Origin of the sequence: Nonomuraea pusilla, assembly GCF_900109355.1 — a bacterium.
In the GTDB taxonomy this organism is placed as follows: Bacteria; Actinomycetota; Actinomycetes; order Streptosporangiales; family Streptosporangiaceae; genus Nonomuraea; species Nonomuraea pusilla.
The window spans coordinates 192059-215549 of sequence record NZ_FOBF01000001.1; the positions used below are offsets into that span (position 1 = coordinate 192059).

The window sequence follows — 23491 nt, forward strand, 5'->3', positions numbered from 1 at the left end:
AGCGGGCGGCCGGGCTCACTGGCCGCTGAGGGCGACGGTCGGCGGCACCCGGGCCGCCCGCAGCGCCGGGTAGAGCCCCGCCAGCGCTCCGATCAGGATGGTCGTGGCCAGGGCCCCGCCGAGCGCCCACACCGGCACCACGGCGGGCAGCCCGTTGATCCGGGCGTACCCCATGGTGGCCAGGGCGCCGAGCAGCACGCCCGCGCCGCCGCCGAAGGCGGACAGCAGCACCGCCTCCACCAGGAACTGGGCGCGCACCTGCCCCCTGGTGGCGCCGAACGACCTGCGCAGGCCGATCTCCCTGCGCCGTTCGAGCACCGCGACCACCATCGTGTTGGCCACCCCGACCGCGCCGACGAACAGCGCGACCGCGCCCAGGCCGAGCATCAGCCCGGTGAACGCCCCGGCCGCCGCCGCCTTCGCCTTGAGCGCGTCGGACGGCCGGCTGACCTTGGCCTCGTTCGGGTTCTCGGGGCTGACCGTGCGGGCCAGCACCGCCCGGACCCCTTCGACGGCCTCGTCCGCCGAACGCTCGTACACGGTGGTGGGGTGGCCGTCGTGGTTCAGGAAGTCCTTGGCGGCGGGGAAGCCGACGAGCGCGGACCGCTCGATCTCCTCGGCCAGGGGCATCCGGTCCAGGACGCCGATGACCGTGAACCACCTGTCGCCCATCCACACCTGCACGTCGGGGCCGGTCAGGCCGAGCCGTTCCGCCGCCACCGCGCCCAACACCACCACGGGCTGCCGCTCGGTGGCCGCATTCAGCCAGGTGCCCGCCCGGACCCGGCCGTCGAGGGTGTCCAGCAGGTCGAGGGAGGCGGCCTGGACGGTGATGCCGAGCGAGACGCCGCTGGGGATGAGGTCGTTGCGCCGTACGGTGACGCCCGTCTCGCCGGTCTGGCTCGCGTGGGTGACGCCGTCGATGCGCCTGACCATGTCCGCGGCGCTCTTGGGCAGCCTGACCCTGTCGCCGAAGAGGCTGTCGCCCGGCTGCACCCGCAGCAGGTTGGTGCCGAGCGCGTCGAGCTGACGCAGCAACTGCTCCTGGCTGGAGGCGGAGATGCCGACGACGGTCACCATGGTCGCGATCCCGATTGAGATGCCGAGCGCGGCGAGGATCGCCCGCATGGGACGGGCCCGCAGCCCGGAGGTGCCGAGCCGGGCCAGGTCCGACGGCCGCAGCCGGGCCGGGCGCAGCGCCGTCATGAGATCTCCGACCTCACCAGTCCGTCGCGGACGCGCACCCGCCGCGGGCACGCCATCGCCACCTCCGTGTCGTGCGTGATGATGACGATGGTGATGCCGGCCGCGTTCAGCCTCCTGAACAGCGCCATGACCTCGGCGCCCGCCTCGGAGTCGAGGTTGCCCGTCGGCTCGTCGGCCAGCAGCAGCGGCGGCTCGCCCGCCACCGCCCTGGCGACGGCCACCCGCTGCATCTGCCCGCCGGACAACTGGTGCGGCCGGTGCCCGAGCCGGTGCCCCAGGCCGACCCGTTCGAGCGCCGCCGCCGCCCGCGCCCGCCGCTGCCTCCTCGACAGGCCCGTGTAGAGCAGGCCCTCGGCCACGTTGTCCAGCGCGGAGGCGCCGGGGGACAGGTGGAACTGCTGGAAGACGAACCCGATGTAGCGGGCGCGCAGCGCCGAGAGCTGGCTGTCCGACAGCCGGCTCACGTCGTGCCCGGCCACCCGCACCGTGCCGGCGGTGGGCCGGTCGAGGGTGCCGGCGATCTGCAGCAGCGTGGACTTGCCCGAGCCGGACGGGCCCACCACCGACACCATCTCGCCCCGGCGGATGACCAGGTCCACGTCGCGCAGCGCCATCACCTTGCCGTAGCTCTTGCTCACGCCGCGGATCTCCAGGATGTTCATCGGCCCGACACCGAGACCTGCAGGCCCTCGGCGAGCCCCGCGCCGCTCACCTCCACCCGGCCGTTGCCGAACGCGCCGGTCTTCACGGGGACCCGCGTCAGGCGGCCCGGCTCGACGACCTCGACCCCGTACCCGCCCTCCGGCAGCGCGAGCAGGGCCTCCACCGGCACCGTGAGGACGTTCTCGGCCCGGCGGCGCTCCAGCTCGACGGTCACGGGCGCCTCGTCGAGCGAGCCGAGCGACCTGGCCGACACCTTGATCTCCACCTCCACCGTGGCGCCGCTCTCCTGGTTGTCCGACCGCTTGGCGACCTTGGCCACCTTCGCGACCCGGGAGATCCTGCCGGTGGCCTTCCTGCCGTCGGCCAGCTTGACGGTGACCTTCCTGCCGACCTTGGCGATGTCCTGCCGGTCGGCGTCGAGATCGATGCGCACCAGGCGGTCGGTGCCGGTGACCTTCAGCACCGGCCGCTGCGCCGGGATCTGGTCGCCGATCTCGACGTTCGTCTCGCTCACCCGCACCTCCTCCGCGAGGAAGATGATGTCGGCGGGCGACACCTCGCCGTCGCGCTCCATCCCCCTGTCCTTCTGCCAGGCGCGGACCGCCCTCCGGGTCGCGGCGGTGAAACGGGTGTCGACGGTCATGCCCTTGCGGTAGCCGAGGGCGCGCAGGTTCCGTTCGAGCTGCTCGACGTCGGGGCCGCGCTTGACCCCCTCCTTCAGCGTCCGGTACGCGGGCAGCTTGCCGTACAGCAGGATCCGCGGCCGGCGGTCGACGTGGTAGAGCGCCCTGCCGCGCTTGATGACCTTGCCCTCCGCCGGGAGGCTGGTGATCGTGCCGCCCGCGCCCGCCTTGATCGTGCGTTCGCCCGCGTACGTCAGCGTGCCGTTCACGCTCTCCTTGTCGACCAGGTCGCCCCGGGTGATCGGCTTGGTGGCGGTGACCGCCCTGGTCGGGGTCGGCGTGGCGGCCGGCCGCGCCCGCGGCCCCGCGTCGAAGAACGCCGCCGAGGCGTGGACGCCCGCCGCGGTGACCGCGCTGCCGGCCGCGGCCGTGCACAACGCGACCAGCACCCCCTTGAGCCGCCCGCTCACTGCGCACCACCCTCGCCCTGCAGCTGCCGCGCGCACTTCTCGCCGGCCGCCTGGAACTTGGGGTCGTTGATGTCGAGGTTCGGGTTCTCCTGGGGCGGGTCCGGCACGTCGAAGCCCTGCTCCCTCATGCACCGGGCGACCTGGACGAGCTGGTCGCGCATCTTCGGGTCGTCCAGCGGGTTCGGGATCTGAGAGGCGTACTCCTCGCAGGCCTTCACCGCCTTCTCCAGCGTGGCCTGGTCGCCCTCGTACTTCCAGGTGCGCTCCTCGGGGGAGCCCGGGTCGGGCACGTCGATGCCGTTCTGGCGCAGGCACTGGGTGAGCTTCAGCATGGCGTCGTCCGCGCCGGCCGAGGCCGACGCCGAGGGCCTGGGCGCGGCCGACGCCGCCTTGGCCGAGGCGGCCGGGGTGCCCATGATGGCGATCGCGATGGGGTGGCGCTCGTCCCGCTGGGCGCAGCCGGTCAGGGCCGCCAGGCCGAGGAGCGCGGCGGCGAGCGCGGCGAGGGTCCTGGTCACGGGCGGCCGTCCCAGTCGAAGACGCGCCGGGTGACCACGTTCACCACGGCCGCCGCGACGACCAGCCCGGCCACGGCCGGCCACGTCTCCGACAGCCGCCCCAGCGACGCGTGGAAGACGAAGTCGTTGAGCTGGGCCAGCGGGTTGTAGGTGGTGATCTCGTAGAACCAGGGCGCCACGCCCTTCCATCCCTCCCTCGGGACGCCGAGGCCGCTCCCGGCGAACAGCAGGACGAAGCAGAGCGTCGCCGCCACCCGGGCCCCGGCCGGCGGCATCCGCAGGCCGCCGAGCAGCAGCCCCGTGCTGAACGCGCAGTAGGTGACGGCCAGCGCCGCGCCCGCCATGCCCAGCGGGTGCCAGGACCTCGGGGGGCCGTACAGCAGGAACGTCACCCCCGCGAACAGCGCCACCGACCCGGCGACCAGCAGGCCGGCGGCGACCGCGTGGGCGGCGACGTACCGGCCGGCCCCCGACGGCGCGCGGCCCAGCAGCCGCAGCGTCCCCCGCCCGCGCAGGTCCGCGACGTGGGTGGCGAGCACCGTGATCCCGACCGAGGCGGCGACCGTGCCGGCCATCTCCGCCAGCAGCCGGTCGATGACCCGCACCCCCGGCATCGCGCCGAACTCAAGCGTCGGGAACGAGAAGCCGATGAACAGCATGAGCAGCAGCAGCACCGCGAACGGCAGGACGACCGCCGACAGCAGCACCGCCGGGGACCGCGCGAGCAGCATCAGCTCGACCCGGACCATCGCCCACAGGTGGCCGTTCACCGGCCGCGCTCCAGGGCCGCGGGCTCGGGCACGGCGGCCAGGGTCAGGTAGGCGTCCCTGAGCGTGGGCGGGCGGATCGACCAGATCCGGTCGCCGCTCAGCGGGGCGAGCTCCTGGATGGCGGCCTCCAGCGCCGGGCGGGAGCCGTACAGGTAGGTGGAGCTGGCGTAGGGCAGGACGCGCACCTCCCGCGGCCGTCCCACCTTCATGTGGGACGGCACCCGCAGCACGAAGACGGAGCCGAGCAGCCGGATCAGCCGCGACGGCGAGCCCTCCGCGAGCACCCGGCCCCGGCGCAGCAGCACGACCCGGTCGGCCAGCCGCTCCGCCTGCGCCAGGTCGTCGAGGGTGACGCACACCCCGCCGTAGCCGTCGCGCAGCTCGCCGAGCGCCTGCTCGATCCGCTGCCTGCTGCCCGGCTTGAGCCCGGTCGTCGGCCCGTCCAGCAGCACCAGCTCCGGGTTGCCCGCCAGGGCCAGCGCGATCATGACCCGTCTGCGCTGGCCGTCGGTGAGCGCCTTGAACCGGCGGGGGAGCAGCGGCTCCAGGTCGAGCAGGTCGAGCAGGCGCGGCGGCAGGCCGCGGGTGCCGTACAGGCGGGAGAACAGCGACAGGACCTCGGCCACCTTCATCCGGTCCGGCAGGCTCTCGTCGCCCAGGCTCACGGCGACGCCCGGCGGCAGCGGGTCGCCGGGGCCCACGGTGCGGCCGAGCATCTCGACGCCGCCCGCGTCCGGCTCCGCCGCGCCGGCCAGGCACTCCATCAGCGCCGTCTTGCCGCTGCCCGGCGGCCCGACCACGCAGACGATCTCGCCGCGCTCCACCGTGAAGGACACCTCCTCCAGCACCTGGCCCTTGCTGAGGTCGGTGACGTCGAGCAACGGCGTCATGCGTCCGCTCGCTGGCTGAACCGGTCCGCGATGGTGGCGCCCACCTCCAGATAGGTGTCGCGGGTCGCGGTGCGCAGGAGGTCGAGGTCGACCTCCGCGCCCTGCTCCAGGTGCGGGTCGAACGGGACGCCGATGACGGCCCTGCAGCGCTTGGCGAAGTGGCCCTTCAGCTCCTCGATGTTGATCGGGTTGCGGCGGGTGTTCTTGACCGCCGACAGGACCACGACGGCGTCCCTGGCCAGCTTCTGGTGGCCGTGGGCCTGCAGCCAGTCGAGGGTGGCCGACGCCGACCTCGCGCCGTCCACGGTGACCGGGCTGACCAGCACGATCTGGTCGGCCATGTCCAGGATCGCGCTCATCGCCGAGTGCAGCATGCCGGTGCCGCAGTCGGTGATCGAGATGGAGTAGAACTGCTCCAGGATCTGGGCGACGGCCCGGTAGTCCTCGGCGTTGAACGCCTCCGAGATCGCCGGGTCGCGGTCGGAGGCCAGCACCTCCAGACGGGACGGCGCCTGGGAGGTGTAGGAGCGGACGTCGGCGTAGCGCCAGATGCCGCCCCGGTCGTTCAGCAGGTCTCGGACCGTGGCGGGCGACTCCAGGCGGAGCTTCTCCGACAGGGTGCCGCGGTCGGGGTTGGCGTCCACCGCGATGACCCGGTCGCCCCGCTGGTGGGCGAGCGTGGAGCCGAGGCCGATGGTGGTCGTGGTCTTGCCCACCCCGCCCTTGAGGCTCATGACGGCGATACGGAAGTGGCCCGCGGCCACCGGGCGCCTGATGCGTTCGATCAGCTCCTGGCGGCGCCGCTCGGCCTTGGAGTCGGGCAGGCGTACGAGTCCGCCGGTCGCCTGGTACACGACCTTGCGCCAGCCGCCGGACGGGGGGCGCCGGCGGGTGCGCAGCAACCGGTCGGGACGCAGGCTCTCGGACGTGGTCGCCGCGTCGGCGAACGCCGCCTCGGGAACCGGCACGCCGCCGGGCGGCCGCGGGGGGACATGCGGGGCGCCGGGCGGCGGCATGGGTGAGAGGCCGGGCGGCGGGACGCCCGGAGCGCCGGGCAACGAGAGGTCGGAACTGCCGGGCGACGGGATGTCGGGGGCGCCGGGTAACCGGAGGTCGGAACTGCCGGGCAACGGGATGTCGGGGGCGCCGGTCGGTGGGACGCCGGAAGTTCCGGGCGACGGGGCGCCGGGAGGCGGGACGCCGGGAGGACCGGGCAACGGGATGTCCGGGGCGCCGGGCGGCGGGAGGTCGGGAGTGCCGGGCGGCGGGAAGACGCGCACCGGCCGGGAGGGCGGCGCGGTCGCGCGGGGCGGGGCCGGCCTGGGCGCCGCCCCGGCCGGCGGAGGCTCGGGTATCCCCGCCTCGGTCGCCGCGGCCTCGGGCGGCATGGGCCCCCGCGGCGCGCCGCCGCCGGGGACTCCCGCCCCGGGCCCGGCGAACGGCGCGCCGAGAGGGCCGGCGAACGGCGCGCCGAAGGCGTCGGCGGAGGGGACGGCGAAAGGCGTGCTGAGGGGGTCGATGAGGGGAGGGCCGAGTGGCCCGGGGGCCACGGCGTCCGATGCGGGACCGGCGGAGGGTGTGCCATCGGGCCGCGTGAACGGCGTGCCGTTCGAACCGGTGCCGATCGGCGCGGTGGGGGGCGTGTCGTCGACCGGCCCTGCACCGACCGGCCCTGCACCGACCGAGCCTGCACCGAACGGATCTGCGCCGACCGGATCTGCGCCGATCACCCCGGCGTCGAGGGCGCCGGCGTCGAGCCCCCAGGGGCCGGCGTCCCCGGTGCCGGTCTCCCCGGTGCTCCCGGGGGCGGGCGGGTCGGTCACGGCGTCGCGCGGGCCGCCTGGCCCGTCCTTTGGCCCGTCCTCGCCTGAGGACGAAGGGCTGGGCCGGAAGACGGGGCTGGGCGGGGTCCACATCTCGAAGGGCCCCTGCCCGAGGAAGGGGGAGGGCGGCTCGGAGCCCTCGCGGTCCTGCTGCGACCACAGCCCCGACGGCGGCGGTGGCGGCGGCTTCTCGGCGGCGCGCGCGCCGGTCGCCCTGTTGGGCGGCGGGAACCGGATGGTACGCGTCAGATCCGGATCGAAGGAGGTTTCCCCGTTCACCCCACCCTTGCGCTGCTCGTCGGCATTTCCCTGAGACTGTTCATCCGGCCCGCCGTGCATGCCTCACACCCGTCCGCACTCCATGCGCATCAACTGCCCGCAGGACATTCCACGAATAACAACGTACATGCAGACTTGTCAAGATTGAAGATGCGAAACCAGACTCAGTGGGTTTTGCCGCCAAAGCGACCAATGTCCGCTTTGTCGGTATTAATGGGATGATTCGAGCAATCCTCATGATGGGGAGCAAACAATGCGGCGCCCTGCCACTTTTGCACTTGTTCTGTGACTTTTACCCCCTGGAGATTGACCGTCGGCTCGCTTACGCTTTCGACGGTCCCAGAGAGGAAAGGTATATGGCTCACAACAACGAGTTAATCCCCGGCATGCCGGGAACTGTCAGGGCCGTCCAGATTTTCATGTGGATCAGCGTGGTGCTGGGAGTCATCCTGCTGCTGGTCGGGGCGCTGAGCCTGCTCGCGGTGAACGCACTCGCCGGCGATCCGGAGATCGCTCAGGCGGCATCCGCGCTGCCCGCGATGGGGGTGATGTGGGGCCTGTTGCTGATCTCGGCCGTTCTCGTGGTGGCGCAGCTCGTGCTGGTGATCAGGATCCCGCGCCGGCAGGCCGCGACGCGGACCGGCATCATCGGGCTCTTCGTCGTCAGCGCCGTCGTCAGCATCGTCACCTCCCTGCTCACCACGGACTACCTCTCCAACGGGATCTCGCTGATCCTGTCCGCGCTGCTCGTCGGCCTGCTCTTCACCGACAGCGCCAAGAGGTACTTCGCCGCCTGACGCCCCTCGCGGGCCAGGCGTCTCGACACGCACGGCCGGCGCCGGACTATGCAGGAATCCGGCGTCGGCCGTGCTGTCCCGATCCTATGACCCGCCGGAGGAGAGAAGCGTCATGCCGTCGGCCAGGTCGCCCGGCTTCTTCGTCGTCTTGTCGACGTAGGTCTTCACCGCCTGTCCCGCCCAGTCGTCGCGGACGAGCTCCTCGACGCGCTTGCCGCCGTCGAGGTCGAACAGGTGCCCCAGCACGCCGCTGCGGTGGGCCAGGGCGAGCAGGGTGACGGTGCGGGCGTCGGGCTCGTGGCCGCGCAGCACCCTGCCCAGCAGCGCCCTGACCTCGCGCAGCGGCGCGACGTCGGCGTACTCGTACCGCTCGACGGGGATCAGCCCCAGCGTCCGCGACCTGGCGGCGCCGAACACCCCCCGCTCCGCCAGCCGCCGCAGGTAGTGCCGGTACTTCCGCACAGGATTGATCATGATCAGCCAGCGGCTGGGCGTCAGTTCCTTGCCCACCTTCACCATGCGCGTGAGCACGGCGTCCAGTTCGGGGTCGCCGACCGGCCGCCGGTCGGCCACGGCCAGGTTCGCGCCGCGCAGCTCCACCCTCCCGAGCTCGGCCAGGTCAGCGAGCTCGGCGGCGGTGAGGCTGACGTTGAGCACGTTGTTGGGGATCAACTGCTTGCCGTCGGTCTCCCGGTGGGCGAGCAGGATCAGCTCTTCCGCGAACGTCAACTGTTCACTGGACATGCCGTGAGTGTCACCCGGGACCGGCGGGCCGCGTAGACCCCGATGTCATCGGCTCGATGTGACATTCGTCATGTGGCTCTTGACAAGCGCTCCGACCTGCGACGACGCCCATGGAAGCGGCGAGGAAGCGGGGAGGAAGCGGCGGTTGTTAGCTTGGCCCGCAGCGGGTTCGGGGGAACTCCGGGGGAACTTCGCCAGGACGCTCGCGCGCCACGCTCGCCGACGGACGGGGGAACGATGACGGCGCTGACAGACGGGGAGAACTACACGGCCAAGGGCTGGATGGCACCGATCGATCTGGATCGCGTGCCCGACGTCGAGGCGTTCCTCGACCGGCTCGGCCACGGCCGCTTCGACCGGTCCACCCTGGTGGCGCCCATTGGGCGCAACGAGGTGTGGGCGGGCCGCACCGAGAGCGGCAGGAAGGTCTTCGTCAAGCGCCTCGTCGGAGGGGACGACGTGACGCCGCGGCTGCGGCGCGTCCTGGCCTTCGAGCGCTTCAGGGCGGCCCGCCCGGAGCTCGCCGACCGGCTGCGGACGCCCGGCTTCCTGGGCGCCGACGAGGCCGCCGGCCTGGTGGCGTTCGACTTCATGGACGAGGCCAGGAACGGCGCGGAATCCATGATCGAGGAGACGTTCGGCGACGAGCTCGCCCGCCGGGTCGGCGAGGCGATCGGCCACCTGCACGACGCCGCGCCGCGGGCGGGCGAGGAGCTGGACGACGGCCGTTTCCCGCTGCCGGACCTGCGGCTGCTGCGCGGGCTGCCGCTGGAGATGTGGCATCACCTGAGCTACGGCGAGCTGGAGAGCTGGAGCATCCTGCACGGCGACGCCGAGCTGGCGCGCGGCATCGTCGCGCTGTGCGAGCGCGAGGACGCGGCGCCGAAGGTGCCGGTCCACGGGGACTTCCGCGTCGACCAGATCCTGCTGCCGGACGACGGCGGCTTCCAGATCACCGACTGGGAGGACTTCCGCCTCGGCGACCCGGCGAGGGACGTCGGCGCGTTCGCCGGGGAGTGGCTCTTCCGCTCGATCCTCGACATCGTCAGCGCGCGGGGGGACGAGATGGTCTTCGAGGCGGCCGAGTTCACCCACGAGATGGTGCTGCGGCGGGGCGCGGAGAAGATCGAGCGGCTCAGGCCGCGCATCCACGCCTTCTGGCAGGGCTACCGCGCCGTCAGGGAAGGCCTGGACGAGGACTTCGCGGTCCGCGCCACAGCCTTCGCCGGCTGGCACATGATGGACCGCCTGCTGGCCTCCGGCGCGCGCTCCGCCAGGCTCACCGGCATCCAGCGCGCCGCCGCCGGCATCGGCCGCACCGCGCTGCTCGCCCCCGCCCGCTTCACCATCGCCCTGGGTTTGGAGGATGAATGAGCGTCGCCGACCTGGCCGCGCCGGGCGGGGTCGCCCCCGGGCTGGACGCCGTGCTGAACGCGGTGACCGTCGATCCCGAGGCGCTGCGCGCGAGCGTCGCCGGCGTGGACGTGGAGGCGGGCAGCGCCGCCGAGCTGGCGGTGAAGCTCTCCCAGGCGCTCTACGAGGTGCTGCACACCGGGCGGCGCTCGGACGACGGCCAGGGGCTGCCGTTCCACCTGCGCGACAAGGAGTTCGAGCAGGCGCTGGCGGAGCAGGTCCCGCATGACACGACGGTGGCTGAGGGCGTGATCGCGGAGCCGGTCGCCGCCGGGCTGCCCGAGGACGCGGACGTCCTGGTGGTGTGCGGCGGCCCGCGCGTCTGGGTGCCGCGCCACCGGATCCTGGACCGCCCGCCGTTCGCGGCGGGACAGCGGGTGTCCGTCGCGCTGTCGCCGATGCGGCCCGCGCTCTCCCCGGGCTTCTTCTTCGTGCACGGCTCGGCCCCCGGCGACATGCGCGGCGACATCCTGCGCGTGTACGTCCACCTGGCCGCGCCCGACCTGGCCCCGGCCGTCTGGGGCCTGGTCCTGTCCCACCTGGAGGAGCGGCGCGCGGAGTACCGCGCCAAGGTGCTCGGCTCGCCGCTGCTGTACCCGCGCCGCGACGGCCTCGTCGTCTACCTCGCCGCCCGCTCGCGCGACCTCGCCGCCGGCCTCGCCACGCTGGTGGAGGGCGTGCCGGGGGTGGGGACGGACACCTCAGCCTTCGCCCGCGCCCTCGGGCCCGGGGTGGCCACCGCGTGGGAGCCCGACGACCGCAGGCCGGTCATGAGGGGCATGAGCTTCGGGCAGCACCGCGCCGGCGTGCTCGGCCAGGCGCTCGTGGAGGCCGCCGCGGGCGGCAGGCCGGCGGCCGAGGTGGCCGCCGCCCGCCTGGCCGAGGCCAACATCGACCCGTGCGACCTCGCACGCAACCACACGTCGCCTCAGGCGATGACGGAGAGCGGCGGCACCCGCGCTCCGGCACCAGGTTCCGGCACCCATGTGGAGAGGAGGTGAACAGCATGACGAAGAGCACGGCCATCATGGAGCTCGTCGCGGGCTACGACTCGTACGCCGACGCGCGCGAGCTGCAGGTCTCCGCGGTCTCCGACGCCCCCGAGCTGTGGTTCACGATCTGGGCCATCAGCTACGGCGTGCGCGTGAGTTCCGCCAAGTGCGCGATCTGGGCCTCGGCCGCGTCCGGCGCCGTTTCCGGCTGGATTCTCAACCGCTAGGAAATGGCCATTCCAGCTTTCCTCACGAGTTGACGGAGGGAGGGGAAATGCACGATGTCGTGCGGCCGTCGAAGACGGCGGCGATTATGGAACTCACGGCGGGCTACGACGCTTACGCGGACGCCTCCGAATTCACGTTGCCGGCCGAATCCGAGGCTCCGGCGGCGACTCCGGTGACGATTCTCGTACTCGGCGGTTTCGCCACGAGCTACGTGGTCAGCGGAATCGCGCGCAAGGCCTGGGACCGGACGTTCATCTTCGGTTGCTGAACGCCGGATGAAAAGGGTGGGCAGGCGATTTATGCAGGGCGCCTGCCCACACCCCGTCGATCGGCCCTTCACTTGCGAGGAGATGAATGCGCGATCCCAACGCCGACGAGCTGGCCGCGATGGCGGACCTGCTCGGCCCGCTGGCGATCCGGGTGGCGGCCACGCTCCGGCTGGCCGACCACATGGCCGCCGGGGTGACGACGGGGGCGGGCCTCGCCAGGCGGGTGGGCGCCCACCCGCCGACCCTGAAGAAGCTGCTGCGCTACCTCGTCTCGCGCGGCGTCTTCCGCTGGAGCGAGGAGCGCGGCTACGAGGTGACCGAGCTCGGCGCCCCGCTGCTGGACGACGCGCCCGGCAGCGTACGGCGGCGGCTCAGCATGGACGGCCTGCTGGGCCTGGCCGAGCTGGGCCTGGTCGGGCTGCCGCACACGGTGCGCACCGGCGAGGCCGGGTACCGGGCGGCCTTCGGCCGGGACTTCTGGCAGGACGTGAGCGACGTCCCCGATGACGCGAACGTGCTGGCGGAGGAGGTCGCCGGCGTTCTGGACGGCGAAGGCCGGCTGATCGTGCACAGCTACGACTGGTCCGGCGTGCGCCGGGTGCTGGACGTCGGCGGGGGCAACGGGACGTTGCTCATCGAGCTCGCCCGCGCCCACCCCGGCCTGGGCGGCGCCGTGCTCGACCTGCCGGGGATGGCGCGTGCCGCGGCGCGGCGCATCGAGGAGCACGGCCTGGGCGGGCGGTGCGCGGCCATCGAGGGCAGCTTCCTGGAGCCGATCCCGCCGGGCTACGACGTGTACCTCCTGTCGGCGATCCTGTGCGACTGGCCCGACGACGACGCGGTCAAGATCCTGCGCCGCTGCGGGGAGGCGGCGGGGACGGACGGGCGCGTGCTCGTGGCCGACATGAACCTCGTCTACGACGACGACGATCCGGACGCCGCCCGGATGAACCTGCTCCTGACCGGCACGGTTCCGGTGCCCGTGCGCACGCTCAAGCAGGTCAAGCGGCTCGGCGCGGCGGCGGGCCTCGACCTCTCCTGGGAGGGCCCGACGACGAGGAGGCGGACCCTGCTGGAGTTCCGCGCCCATTGACGCGCCCATCGACCCGCACGTTCTTGGACAGGTGAGAAGTGGAAGAGCAGCCCCCCACAGCGCAGGCTCCCGACGAGGAGCCGGCCGCGGCGCGAGAGACGGCCGCGCAGGCCGAGGAGCCGGCGTCCGCGCGGCCGTCCGCCGCCCAGGCGCCCGCGGAGCGGCTCGCGCTCTCGCGCGAGATGACGGCCGGCAAGGCGGGCCGGGTGGCCGCGGTCGTGGTGCTCGCCCTGCTGTCGACCGTGACGACGCTCGCCCTGCCGCTGATCGGCGGCGTCTTCGTCGCCGAGCTGGAGAAGGGCGGCGGCGCGGTGACGTCGGCCGCGCTCTGGATGGTCGCCGCGGGACTCGCCGCCGCGATCACCGGCACCCTGTCCGGCTACCTGCTGTCCAGGCTGGGCATCGAGCTCGTCACCAAGCTGCGGGTCCGCACGATGAAGCACGCGCTCGGGCTGCCGCTGAAGGTCGCCAGGCGGGAGGGCACCGGGGACCTGGCGGCCCGGCTCACCTCCGACTCCTCCCAGATCAGGGGCCTGACGGAGGTCGGGCCCCTGCAACTGCCGATGGCCGCGCTGCAGGTGGTGCTGACGCTGGTCATCATGGGCTTCCTCGACTGGATGCTGTTGCTGATGACGGTCGGGTCGTTCCTCGTCGCGATCGTCGGCGTCGCCTTCGTGATCAAGGCGATCCGGCGCAGGTTCGAGGCGCTGCAGACGGGAGTCGGCAAGCTGTCCGACGACTTCGTCGCGACGATGGAGGCCCTCACCGTCGTCAAGGCCAACCGGGCGGAGAGCCGGCTCGTGCGCGGCTTCTCCGAGCGGGCCGAGAACCTGGCCGGGCTGGAGATCTCCGCCGCCCGGCTCGAAGCCATGGTCGTGCCGGTGATGACCCTGGCCCAGCAGGTCGCCCTCGTCGTCGTGATCATGGGTGGCGGCGTGCGCTACGTCGCCGGCGACATCACGCTGCCGAACCTCGTCTCGTTCCTGCTCCTGCTGCTGCAGCTGGCCGCCCCGCTGGTCATGGCCATCCAGGCGGCCGGCGCCATCCAGGCCGGCCTGGTCGCCAAGCAGCGCTTCGAGTCCGTCTTCTCCCTGCCGTACGAGCAGGTGGACGAGCGGGCCACGGACGGCAGGCCCACGCCGGTGCCCGACGCCCCCGCCGTCGTCCTGGACGGGGTCGGCTTCGCGTACGAGGAGGGCCGGCCGGTGCTGGACGAGGTCGGCTTCACCGTCCCGCGGCACGGCCTGACCGCCATCGTCGGCCGGTCCGGGGCCGGCAAGACCACGGTGCTCGGCCTCGTCGAGCGCTTCATGGACCTCGACGCGGGCCGGATCGCGGTGTTCGGGCGCGACCTGCCCGACTGGCCGCTGCCGGAGCTGCGCGGCCGGATCGCCTACGTCGACCAGTCCTTCACGCTGCTGCGCGACACCGTACGCAACAACCTGCTGCTCGGCCTGGACGCGAGCGTGCCCGACGAGGTCCTGCTCGACGCGCTGGAGCAGGTCGGCCTGCGTGACGAGATCGCGGCCCTGCCCGCGGGGCTGGACACCCGCATCGGCGGGGACAGCGACCTGTCGGGCGGGCAGCGGCAGCGGCTCGCGCTCGCCAGGGTGCTGCTCAGCGACGCCCTGCTGGTCCTGCTCGACGAGCCGTCGTCGCAGCTCGACAGCCTCAACGAGGGCCGGCTGCGCGAGGTCGTCGACCGCCTCGCCGAGGACCGCGCCGTCCTGGTCGTCGCGCACCGGCTGTCCACCGTCCAGCACGCCCGGCACGTCATCCTGCTGGACCAGGGCAAGGTGCTGGCGCAGGGCACGCACGAGGCGCTGATGAGCGAGAGCGAACCCTACGCCGAACTGGTACGCGGCCAGATGCTGCGCCCGGCCGACTCCGTCCGGCTGGGCTGAACAGGAGTGATGATGCCCAGCCTGTCCGTCCTGCTGCCGATGATGCCCACGCGGCACGAGCAGATCCTGTCCTTCGCCGCCCTGGTGCAGTGGACGAGCGCGCACCGCCTGTGGCAGGGCCAGGCCCTGGCGCTCGACCCCCACCACGGCTTCGTCTTCGCGGCGGCCGCCGGGTTCCGGGTCCCGATGGGCTCGGGCGTCTCGCTCATGCCGCTCCGGCACCCGCACGAGGCGGCGGTGCACGCCCGTTCCGTGGCCGTGGCCAGCGGACATCCGTTCGTGGCTGGCATCGGGCCGGGCGGGATCGACTTCCAGCGCAGCATCATCGGCGCCCCGTACGCCGGCCAGCTCACCGCGGTCAGGGAGTACGTGACCGCCATGCGCGGCCTGCTCGACGGCGAGGAGGTGAACCTGGACGGCGACCACTTCACCGTCCACGACCTGCTGCCGCCCCTGCCGACGCCGCCCGTGGAGATCGGCCTGGGCGTGCTGCGGCCGGGCATGGCGCGGCTGGCCGGCGAGGTCGCGGACGTCGCGATCACCTGGCTGACGCCCGCCTCCTACCTGCGGGACGTGATCGTCCCCGCGCTGCGTGAGGGCGCGGAGCGGGCGGGGCGGCCGCTGCCGCGGCTGGTGGCGATGGTGCCGATGTTCGTGGCCGACCCCGACCGGGACCCGACCCGCCTCGTCCTGCAGTCCAACGCCGGCCACCTCATGCTGCCGCACTATGTCGACATGCTGACCAGGGCGGGCATCGAGATCGATCCGCAGCAGCCGGTCGAGACCGTCAAGCGGGTCATCGCGGGCGGGGCGTTCCTGACGGGCGCCCCGGAGGAGCTCGGCCGGCAGATCGGCGAGTTCCACGCCGCGGGCGTGGACGAGGTGGTGATCAACCTCACCGGGGTGGCCGGGGCGTACGGGCCGCAGGCGGCGCTGGTCGAGCTGGAGACCATCCTGGGCCAGGCCACGCCGTGAGCACGCCGCCCCCCGCCCCGCCGCCGTCCCCGCCCGGCTTCTCCCGGCTGCTGCTCGTGGTCACGGGCTCGCTCGCGGCGCGCAACCTGCCGTTCGCGCTGACGCTGCTGCGTGAGTCCCGCCCCGGCCTCAGCGTCAGGGTGGTCGTGACGCGCAGCGCGGAGCGGTTCGTCACGCGTGCGGCGCTCGCGCCCGAGGCGGAGGAGGTGCTGGCGGACGAGTGGCCGGACGACGCGGCGCGGGCCCGCCACGTCGAGTGGGCCGAGTGGGCGCAGGTCGTGGTGGTCTATCCGATGACGCTCCACTTCATGGGCCGGCTGGCGGGCGGCCTGGCCGACAGCCCGGCGCTGCTGGCCGTCCAGTGCACGCGCGCGCTCGTCTGCCTGGCTCCCGCGCTGCCGCCCGGCGGTGTGCAGAGCGCCGCCTACCAGGCCCACTGGACCGCCCTGCGGGCCCGGCCCAACGTGGTGGTCGTGCCGCCGCGTCCCGGCGTCAGCACCGCGACGGGGCGGCCGGAGTCGTGGCTGTCCACGCTGGCGCAGGCGATCGAGGCGGCGGAGGCGCGCTGGGAGGAGCACGCCCGCGCGGGCGAACCGGGGGCCGACGGCACCGGGCACCTGCTGGTGGACGTGACGCCCGACGGGGGCGGGTTCGCCTGGCGGCGCAGGCCGGGCCCGCTGGCGCACAGCCCGTTCACGCCGGTGGACCCCGGGCTGAACGGCACGCTCGCCGGGCTGCTCGACGGCGCCGATGTCCGGTTCGTCCCGGGGGAGGTGGACGGCGGCTCCCGCGTCTACCGGGTGGCGGGAGCCGAGCCGGCGGCGCGGGTCCTGCTGCGCGACGGCCCGGGCGAGCCGATGGAGCGGCTGCTGCGGGGCCTCGGGCGGGCGCTGCGCGAGCTGCACGCGCTCCCGCCGGGCGGCGTCTGCGGCCCGCCGCGGGCGCGGCGCAGGCTCCGGGAGTGGCTGGCCGGCGACTCGCCGAGCGCGCCGGCGGCGGCCGCCGCCGCCGCGCTGTCCGACCGGCTGGGGCCGAAGTCCTGGGACCGGCTGCGCGGCTGGTGCGCCGAGCAGGACGCGGACCCCGCCGTCGTGCTCAGCCACGGCGCGCCGGGCCTGGGCTCGCTCGTCGTGTCGCCGGACGGCGGCGGCGACCTGCTGATCGGCGAGGACCTGTGCGCCGCCCCCTGGTACCACGACCTGGCCTGGGTCGCGGGGGAGCTCGTGGAGATGCGCTGGCTCCACGAGGGGAGCCCGCAGTTGTGGCAGCGCCTGCTCGACGCGCTGTTCGAGGGGTACGGCCGTGACCTCGGCGAGGACGCGAACCGGCTGGTCGCCCTGGGGATCGCCCGCCATCTGCACGACATATCCGCCTATGTCGGGCTGGACGCCGCGCTGGTGGCCACGTACGCCGGATTCCTTGATTTTCTCGTCAATCTCGATGGAGGATCGCCGCATGCCCGGAATTCGTAGGAGCACCCTGGCGAACGGGCTGAGGCTGCTCGTCGCCCCGGTGGCGGGCGCCTCCCGGGTCGCCGTCGCGGTCCACTACCGCGTGGGCTTCCGCGTGGAGCCGCCGGGCATGGAGGGCTTCGCCCACCTGTTCGAGCACCTGATGTTCCTCGGCAGCGAGAGCCTGCCCGACGGCGCGTTCTTCCACCACGTACGCGACACCGCCGGCCTGGCCAGCGGCCGCACCCACCAGGACTACACCGAGTTCTACCAGGTGGTGCCGCGCTCGGCGCTGGACCAGGCGCTGTTCGCCGAGGCCGACAGGATGCGCGCCCCCAGCTTCACCGACAAGGCGCTGGACGAGCAGCTCGCCGGGGTCGCCGCCGAGATCCGCGAGATGGTCGTGGAGCGGCCCTACGGCGGCATGCCGTGGCCGTACCTGGCGGGCCTGCTCTACACCTCCTTCGCCAACGCGCACGACGGCTACGGCGACCCCGACCGGCTGAGGCAGGCGACCGTGGAGGACTGCGCCGAGTTCTTCGACCGCTACTACACGCCGGGCAACGCGGTGCTCACCGTGGCCGGCGACGTCGACCCCGACGACGTGGCCGAGCGCGTGGAGCGCCACTTCGGCGACATCCGCGCGCGGGAGGCCGCCGCGCAGCCGGACCTGTCCGAGCCCGGGTTCTTCATGGACCAGACCGCCTCCTTCACCGAGCCGGGGGTCCCGGCCACCGCCATCACCATCGGGCAGTGGCTGCCCGATCCGGCGGCCGACCTGCCCGGCTACCTCGCGCACGTCGTGCTGGCCCGCATGATGGCCCGGCAGGTCACCCCCGACGGCCTGCCCGCGGTCAGCACGAGCTGCGGGTTCTTCGGCCCGCTCGACGCCCGCGCGCCGGACGCGCTGCTGCTGACCACCCTCGTGCCGCCGGCCACCCCGGCCGTGCAGATGGTCGGCGCCATCCGCACGCAATGGGGCATGTGGGCCAAGGGCGACATCTCAGGCGAGGTGTCGGCCGCCGTCAGCGAACTGGTGTCCGAACACCACCGCGACCACGACGACCTCGAAACGCGCTGCCGCGCCCTCGGCCGCCTGGAGACCCTCTTCGACCGGGCCGAGCTGCTCGACGAGCTGCCCCGGCTGCTCTCCGAGGTCACCCCGGCGCAGGTGGCCAGGGCGGCGGCGCGCCTGCACGGCGCGGCCTGCGCCGTCATGACGATCGAACCCGGCCGCCGCCGCACCAGGCCCAAGCCCGCGCCCACCCAGCGCGCCGAGGACCGCGGGCCCGCCCGGGGCGCCCGCCTGCCCACGGCGGCGACCTCGCCGCGCGCCATGCCGCCCCGCGAGGAGCAGCCCAGGCCCGTGCTGGGCGAGCACGCGGAATCGACCTTCGGCAACGGCCTGCGCGCCGTCGCCGTCCGCGCCGGCGGCGCGCCCGTGGTGGAGTTCCGGCTCCGGCTGCCCGCCGGCCCCGCCGGCTGGCGGCGTCCCGACCGGCTGGAGCTGCTGGCCCAGGCGCTGGGCCGGCGCGCCCGCCTCGGCGTGCACGAGCGCGGCGCGGGCGGCGAGCTGACCGTCGGCACCGACGGCCAGTGGCTCGACCTCGCGGGCTACGCCACCACCGACCGGCTGGACGACTGGCTCGCGGTCCTGTCCGAGGTCCTTCGCCCTGCCCCCACGGCGGGGCAGGCGGCGCCCGGCCGGTCCCTGCCGCACGGCGGCCCGCCCGCGCGGATCGCCGACGACGCCCTGCGCGGCCACCTGCTCGGGCCCGCGCCGGCCGAGCCTGGCGGCCGTGACGAGACGCACAGGAGCGTGGTCGTGCCGGGCGGCGCGTCGCTCGTCGCCGTGGGCGACGTCGAGCCCGCCGGGCTGCTGTCCCGTCTAGAGGACGCCCTGGGCTGGTGGGAGGGCCGGCCGGAGCCGGTGCCCGCCCTCGCGGAAGGCGGGGGAGTCCTGCTGGTCCCCCGCGAGGACCTGTCGAACGTGCTGGTCACCTTCAACGCGCCGGAGCCGCCAGGCGGCCCGCAGGACGTCGCCGGCTACCTCGCCACCGCCGTGCTCGGCCGCTACCACCGCAACCGCTCGATCCGCGACGCCCCCGGCACCACCGGCCTGGGGGCGAGCGGTTACGAGGCGTTCCTCGGCCGCGACGTCCTCCTCGACTTCCCGAGGGCCTTCATCCAACTCAAGCGGCCGAAGGAGCAGGTGCCCGACCTGTTCACCGAGGTGCTGGACCGCCTGCCGGAGCTCACGGCCACCGCGCCGGACCCCGAGGAGCTGGAGCGGGCCAGGGAGTACTGCGTGATGGAGATGCTGTGGGGGCTGGACTCACCCGCCAAGATCGCCGACCTCGTCCGCATCGGTCTCTCGCTCGGCCAGGGGCCCGACCTGCTCACCCGGCTCTACGACCGGCTGGGTCAGGTCACCGCCGAGGAGGTCGTCGCCGCGGCCACCGCCACGTACGGGCGGATGCCGCTGCCGGCGACGGTCGTCGGCGACGTCGAGGCGCACTGGCTGACGGACGAGATCGAGCGCGAGGTCACCGAGATCGAAGGAGCGTGATCGTGGCGCAGAAGGCCGGCGGGCTACGCCTGCGACCGCCGCGCAACGCCGTGCACCCGAGGGCGGTCAGGATGTGGACCGTCCGGGCCGCGGTGGGGTACGGGCTGGTGGCGCTGGCGTTGGCGGGCCTCGCGGCGTTCGTCGAGGGGGCGGGCACGCTCTTCGCGGTGCTCGCCTTCCTGACGGCGCTGGCCGGCGCCTGCTACGCGGTGGTGGTGCCGCGCTGGCGGTACGCCGTGCACCGCTGGGAGGTGACAGAGGACGCCGTCTACACCAGCTCGGGGTGGCTGTGGCAGCAGCACCGGGTGGCGCCGATGTCGCGCATCCAGACGGTCGACACCGCCCGCGGCCCCTTCTACCAGCTCTTCAAGCTGTCCGCGGTGACCGTGACCACCGCCTCGGCCATGGGGCCGCTGCGGATCGACGGCCTGGACGAGGAGTTCGCCAGGGAGCTGGTGGACCGGCTCAACCGGGTGACGCAGGCGACCCCCGGGGACGCGACGTGACGGTGAAGGACCTGGCGGTGGAGACGGCCGGCTGGCGCCCGCTCGATCCCCGCATGGCCCTGGTCAACCTGCGCTGGCTGCTGCCGCCGCTGGGCATCATCGCGCTGACCGCGGTGGCGTCGGGCGGGGTGAACTGGGAGGACCACAAGCTGCAGATCGTCTCGGCGCTGCTGTTCGTCTACCTGACCGCGGCTGAGATCGTCCGATGGCGGACGACTCGCTACCGGGTGGGCGACGAGCAGATCGAGATCCGGTCGGGGCTGTTCTGGCGGCGGCACGTCGCGATCCCCAGGGACCGGCTCCGCACGGTCGATCTCACGTCGGGTCCGGTGCACCGGGTCTTCGGGCTGGCGATCGTCACGATGGGCACCGGGCAGGCGCTGCGTACCGACCGGCGGGACCAGGTCAAGCTGGACGCCGTCGCGGTGGCCGAGGCCGAGCGGCTGCGCGAGGAACTCCTGCCCCGCTCCCGGCCCGCCGCCCCTCCCCAGGAGGCGGCGGCGTCCACCGTGACGCCCGCCGAGGAGATCGCCCGCCTCGACCCGGCCTGGGTGCGGTACGCCCCCCTCAGCCCGCTCGTCTTCGTGATCGGCCTGGCCCCGCTGAGCCAGGCGTACAACCTGGCCGAGCGGCTCGGCATCCCCGTGGACCTCGGCGGGGCCGTGCTCGGGGCCGTCGCGTTCCTGCGCTCGGTCCCCCGCTGGCTGCTCGTCGTGCTCGCGGCCCTGGTGCTGGTCGCCGGCGTGGTCGGCACGGTGCTGCTGTTCGCCGAGGCGTGGTGGCGCTTCCGGCTGGAACGCGACCAGCGCACCGGCACCCTCCGCGTCGGCCGCGGCCTGCTCACGACCCGTTCCTTCACCCTGGAGGAGCGCCGGTTGCGGGGTGCCGAGCTGATCGAGCCCGTCATGCTGCGCTGGGGCGGCGGCGCCCGGCTCAAGGCGGTCGCGAGCGGCCTGCGCCAGACGCTCGACGGCCCGCGCGGCGGCTCCGGCGCCCTGCTGCCTCCCGCGCCCCTGCGGGTGGCGCACGCGACGGCGGCGTCGGTGCTGCGCGAGCGGGAGAGCCCCCTGCTGCCCGCACGGCTGCGCCCCCACCCGCGCGCCGCGCTGCGCCGGCGGCTGCTGCGCGCCGCTCTCGCGAGCGGGGCGGCCGTCGCGGCGGCGGCGACGCTCGCCGCGCTGGCGGGCGGCTCCGCCGGGTGGGCGGCGGCGGTAACGGGCCTGCTGGCGGTTCCGGTGTCGGTCCTGCTCGCGGTGGACGCCTACCGCTCGCTCGGCCACGCGCTGGCGGGGGCCTACCTGGTGATCAGGTCGGGCGTGCTGCGGCGCCGTACGGTCGCGCTGCAGCGCAAGGGCGTCATCGGCTGGACCGTCACCCGCTCGCCGCTGCAGCGCAGGTCGGGGCTGGCCACCATCGCGGCGACGACGGCGGCGGGCACGCTGGGCGCCTACACCATGCGCGACGTCGGCTACGGCGAGGGCCTGGCGGTGGCCGACGAGGCGGTTCCGGGGTTGCTGGCGCAGTTCATCGAGTCGGCAGAGGAATGACGCAACACATGGGACGCGACACATGACAGTTCTGCAAGCAGTCGGCTTGACGAAGCGATATGGGCCGGTGCTGGCGGTGAGCAACGCCAGCTTCTCGGTCCGCGCCGGCGCCATCACCGGTTTCCTCGGCCCCAACGGCGCGGGGAAGTCCACGACCCTGCGTATGTTCCTCGGCCTCGACCGTCCCACGAGCGGGCAGGCGCTCATCGACGGCAAGCCGATCGGCGAGTGGCCCGTCCCGGCCAGGAAGATCGGGGCGGCTCTCGACACGCAGTGCGCACACCCCAGCCGGCGGGCGATCGACACCCTGCGCTGGGTCGCCAGGATGATCGGCGTGGACCCCAGGCAGGGCGAGGTGATGCTGGAGCGGGTGGGCCTGTCGGAGGTGGCGGCGCAGCGGGTCGGCCGGTTCTCGCTGGGGATGCGGCAGCGGCTGGCCCTGGCGATCGCGCTGATCGGCAACCCCGAGATCGTCGTCCTGGACGAGCCGATGAACGGGCTGGACCCCGACGGCATCGCCTGGATGAAGGACCTCCTGCGGCAGTTCCGCGACCAGGGCCGCACGGTGTTCGTCTCCAGCCACCTCCTCGCCGAGATGGAGGACCTCGTCGACGACCTCGTGGTCATCGCACAAAGCAAGATCGTGGGCAGCGGGTCCGCGGCGGCGTTCATGCAGCGCTTCCAGGTCAAGAAGGTCACCGTGCGCTGCGAGAACCCGAAGGCGTTGGCCCCCGCCCTGGTGAAGGCGGGCGGCCGGGTGCAGGCGAGCGGCAGCCACGGCATCGAGGTCACCGGCCTGGCGTCGGGGCAGGTCGGGAGCATCGCCAGGGACGCCATGGTGGCGCTCTACGAGTTACGGGAGGAACGCAGCCTCCATCACGCCTTCGCGCACGCCACCAGGGACAGGTCAGGCATCAAGGGGGAGGTCGGCTAGCGATGAGCTTCGCCAACGTGTGCGCGGCGGAACTGGTCAAGTTCCGCACGCTGCTGAGCAACCGCATCACCGTGGCGTGCGCCCTGGTCGGGGTGGCCCTCGTGGGGTTGCTGATGGGCTCCAACATCGGGCCGTCCGGCAACCTGGTGCAGGGCGGGCCGGGCTCGCAGGCCGTCGCCTCGCCGATGCAGTTCGTCATGTTCTCGATGATGATCCTCGGGGTGCTGTCCGCGACGAACGAGATCAGGAACGGCACCTTCCGGGTCACCCTGTCGATCGCGCCGTGGCGGACGCTGGTGCTCGGCGGCAAGATGGTCACGCTCGCCGCGATCAGCCTGGCCGTGACCATGATCGGGCTGCTCATCGCGTACGGGTCGTCGCTGATCACCGCCTCGGGCACCCCCTACGCGCCGCTGTCCCACGGCGGGACGTCGGTCATCCTGGCGTTCCTGGGCAGCGTGCCGCTGGTGACCGCGCTCGGGGTGGCGGTGGGCGTGCTGGTCAGGAGCACCGCGGGGGCCCTGTCGATCCTGCTGGTCTGGGCGTTCGCCGGTGAGGGTCTCCTGTCGGTGGTCCTGCCCGACGACGTCGATCCGTACCTGCCGTTCATGATGATCGGCGCGGGGCCCGGCCTGCTGCCCGAGGGGCCGGGGCCGGTGCTGGGGTTGGTGATCTTCGGGGTGTACGTCGCGATCGTGGTCGGGCTGGCGTTCTTCCTCGTCGAGCGCCGCGATATCTCCTGACATTTCACCAGTCCCTTGACTTTGGGGTTCAAGGGGCTCAGGTGACAATCGAGTAAATTGAGGCGGCCTGATCAGGACAGGTTT

Annotated in this window: 22 protein-coding genes; 14 read left to right on the forward strand and 8 right to left on the reverse strand. The window is 73.5% G+C overall.

The features are described 5' to 3' along the window. Positions 1-15: 15 nt before the first annotated feature. From BMX74_RS00850 to BMX74_RS00880, 7 genes are read right to left on the reverse strand one after another with little or no spacing between them, the layout of a single operon-like run. Positions 16-1206, reverse strand: a complete 1191-nt coding sequence (locus tag BMX74_RS00850) for an ABC transporter permease (protein ID WP_055507869.1) — start codon at positions 1204-1206, stop codon at positions 16-18. Next, complete coding sequence (locus BMX74_RS00855) at positions 1203-1868, reverse strand: ABC transporter ATP-binding protein (protein WP_091097537.1); 666 nt, start codon at positions 1866-1868, stop codon at positions 1203-1205. Before BMX74_RS00855 ends, BMX74_RS00850 begins: the two co-directional genes overlap by 4 nt. Continuing rightward, positions 1865-2962, reverse strand: a complete 1098-nt coding sequence (locus BMX74_RS00860) for an efflux RND transporter periplasmic adaptor subunit (protein WP_256256714.1) — start codon at positions 2960-2962, stop codon at positions 1865-1867. The genes BMX74_RS00855 and BMX74_RS00860 overlap by 4 nt, the downstream gene beginning before the upstream one ends. Further along, on the reverse strand, positions 2959-3480 hold the full coding sequence (locus tag BMX74_RS00865) for a hypothetical protein (RefSeq protein WP_055507873.1): 522 nt from the start codon (positions 3478-3480) through the stop codon (positions 2959-2961). Before BMX74_RS00865 ends, BMX74_RS00860 begins: the two co-directional genes overlap by 4 nt. Beyond that, positions 3477-4250: an ABC transporter permease gene (locus tag BMX74_RS00870; protein WP_091097540.1), complete on the reverse strand. Its 774-nt coding sequence runs from the start codon at positions 4248-4250 to the stop codon at positions 3477-3479. Before BMX74_RS00870 ends, BMX74_RS00865 begins: the two co-directional genes overlap by 4 nt. Beyond that, entirely contained in the window at positions 4247-5140 is an 894-nt protein-coding gene (locus BMX74_RS00875) for an ATP-binding cassette domain-containing protein (protein ID WP_055507877.1), read from the reverse strand. The genes BMX74_RS00870 and BMX74_RS00875 overlap by 4 nt, the downstream gene beginning before the upstream one ends. Beyond that, positions 5137-7242 (reverse strand): nucleotide-binding protein, encoded by a 2106-nt coding sequence (locus BMX74_RS00880; protein WP_256256715.1) that lies wholly within the window; start codon positions 7240-7242, stop codon positions 5137-5139. Before BMX74_RS00880 ends, BMX74_RS00875 begins: the two co-directional genes overlap by 4 nt. A gap of 386 nt (positions 7243-7628) precedes the next feature. On the opposite strand from BMX74_RS00880, the gene BMX74_RS00885 reads away from it, so the two are divergent. Further along, positions 7629-8039: a hypothetical protein gene (locus BMX74_RS00885; protein WP_143078508.1), complete on the forward strand. Its 411-nt coding sequence runs from the start codon at positions 7629-7631 to the stop codon at positions 8037-8039. 84 nt (positions 8040-8123) lie between these two features. On the opposite strand, the gene BMX74_RS00890 is transcribed toward BMX74_RS00885, so the two are convergent. Continuing rightward, entirely contained in the window at positions 8124-8783 is a 660-nt protein-coding gene (locus BMX74_RS00890; protein WP_091097542.1) for a GOLPH3/VPS74 family protein, read from the reverse strand. Between the two features lie 237 nt (positions 8784-9020). Between BMX74_RS00890 and lxmK the strand changes: the two genes are divergently transcribed. The 13 genes from lxmK to BMX74_RS00955 all read left to right on the forward strand — a co-directional run bounded on the left by lxmK (position 9021) and on the right by BMX74_RS00955 (position 23407). After that, positions 9021-10157 (forward strand): class V lanthionine synthetase subunit LxmK, encoded by a 1137-nt coding sequence (gene lxmK / locus BMX74_RS00895; RefSeq protein WP_201784754.1) that lies wholly within the window; start codon positions 9021-9023, stop codon positions 10155-10157. Next, positions 10154-11197 carry a T3SS effector HopA1 family protein gene (locus BMX74_RS00900; protein WP_091097544.1) on the forward strand — a complete coding sequence of 348 codons (1044 nt, stop codon included), beginning with the start codon at positions 10154-10156 and terminating at the stop codon, positions 11195-11197. Before lxmK ends, BMX74_RS00900 begins: the two co-directional genes overlap by 4 nt. A gap of 5 nt (positions 11198-11202) precedes the next feature. Beyond that, on the forward strand, positions 11203-11415 hold the full coding sequence (locus tag BMX74_RS00905) for an LxmA leader domain family RiPP (RefSeq protein WP_143078509.1): 213 nt from the start codon (positions 11203-11205) through the stop codon (positions 11413-11415). 47 nt (positions 11416-11462) lie between these two features. After that, positions 11463-11684: an LxmA leader domain family RiPP gene (locus BMX74_RS00910; RefSeq protein ID WP_055507887.1), complete on the forward strand. Its 222-nt coding sequence runs from the start codon at positions 11463-11465 to the stop codon at positions 11682-11684. An 86-nt stretch (positions 11685-11770) separates the two neighbouring features. Further along, positions 11771-12778 carry a methyltransferase gene (locus tag BMX74_RS00915; RefSeq protein ID WP_091097547.1) on the forward strand — a complete coding sequence of 336 codons (1008 nt, stop codon included), beginning with the start codon at positions 11771-11773 and terminating at the stop codon, positions 12776-12778. A 38-nt stretch (positions 12779-12816) separates the two neighbouring features. Next, on the forward strand, positions 12817-14682 hold the full coding sequence (locus BMX74_RS00920) for an ABC transporter ATP-binding protein (protein WP_218153836.1): 1866 nt from the start codon (positions 12817-12819) through the stop codon (positions 14680-14682). 12 nt (positions 14683-14694) lie between these two features. Beyond that, on the forward strand, positions 14695-15657 hold the full coding sequence (locus tag BMX74_RS00925) for an LLM class flavin-dependent oxidoreductase (RefSeq protein WP_091098032.1): 963 nt from the start codon (positions 14695-14697) through the stop codon (positions 15655-15657). Beyond that, on the forward strand, positions 15654-17129 hold the full coding sequence (locus BMX74_RS44820) for a flavoprotein (RefSeq protein WP_218153837.1): 1476 nt from the start codon (positions 15654-15656) through the stop codon (positions 17127-17129). Before BMX74_RS00925 ends, BMX74_RS44820 begins: the two co-directional genes overlap by 4 nt. Then, the gene (locus tag BMX74_RS00935; RefSeq protein ID WP_177227133.1) at positions 17113-19677 is read left to right on the forward strand and encodes a M16 family metallopeptidase; all 2565 of its coding nucleotides are present in this window, start codon (positions 17113-17115) and stop codon (positions 19675-19677) included. Before BMX74_RS44820 ends, BMX74_RS00935 begins: the two co-directional genes overlap by 17 nt. Next, the gene (locus BMX74_RS00940) at positions 19677-20183 is read left to right on the forward strand and encodes a PH domain-containing protein (protein ID WP_420538113.1); all 507 of its coding nucleotides are present in this window, start codon (positions 19677-19679) and stop codon (positions 20181-20183) included. The genes BMX74_RS00935 and BMX74_RS00940 overlap by 1 nt, the downstream gene beginning before the upstream one ends. Beyond that, a complete protein-coding gene (locus tag BMX74_RS00945) occupies positions 20180-21730 on the forward strand; it encodes a PH domain-containing protein (RefSeq protein ID WP_091097551.1) in 1551 nt (516 codons plus the stop codon). The genes BMX74_RS00940 and BMX74_RS00945 overlap by 4 nt, the downstream gene beginning before the upstream one ends. A 46-nt stretch (positions 21731-21776) precedes the next feature. Further along, positions 21777-22664, forward strand: coding sequence for an ABC transporter ATP-binding protein (locus tag BMX74_RS00950; RefSeq protein WP_176573542.1), 888 nt, complete (start codon positions 21777-21779; stop codon positions 22662-22664). A gap of 2 nt (positions 22665-22666) precedes the next feature. Next, positions 22667-23407, forward strand: a complete 741-nt coding sequence (locus BMX74_RS00955; protein ID WP_055507900.1) for an ABC transporter permease subunit — start codon at positions 22667-22669, stop codon at positions 23405-23407. The last annotated feature ends 84 nt before the right edge of the window (positions 23408-23491 follow it).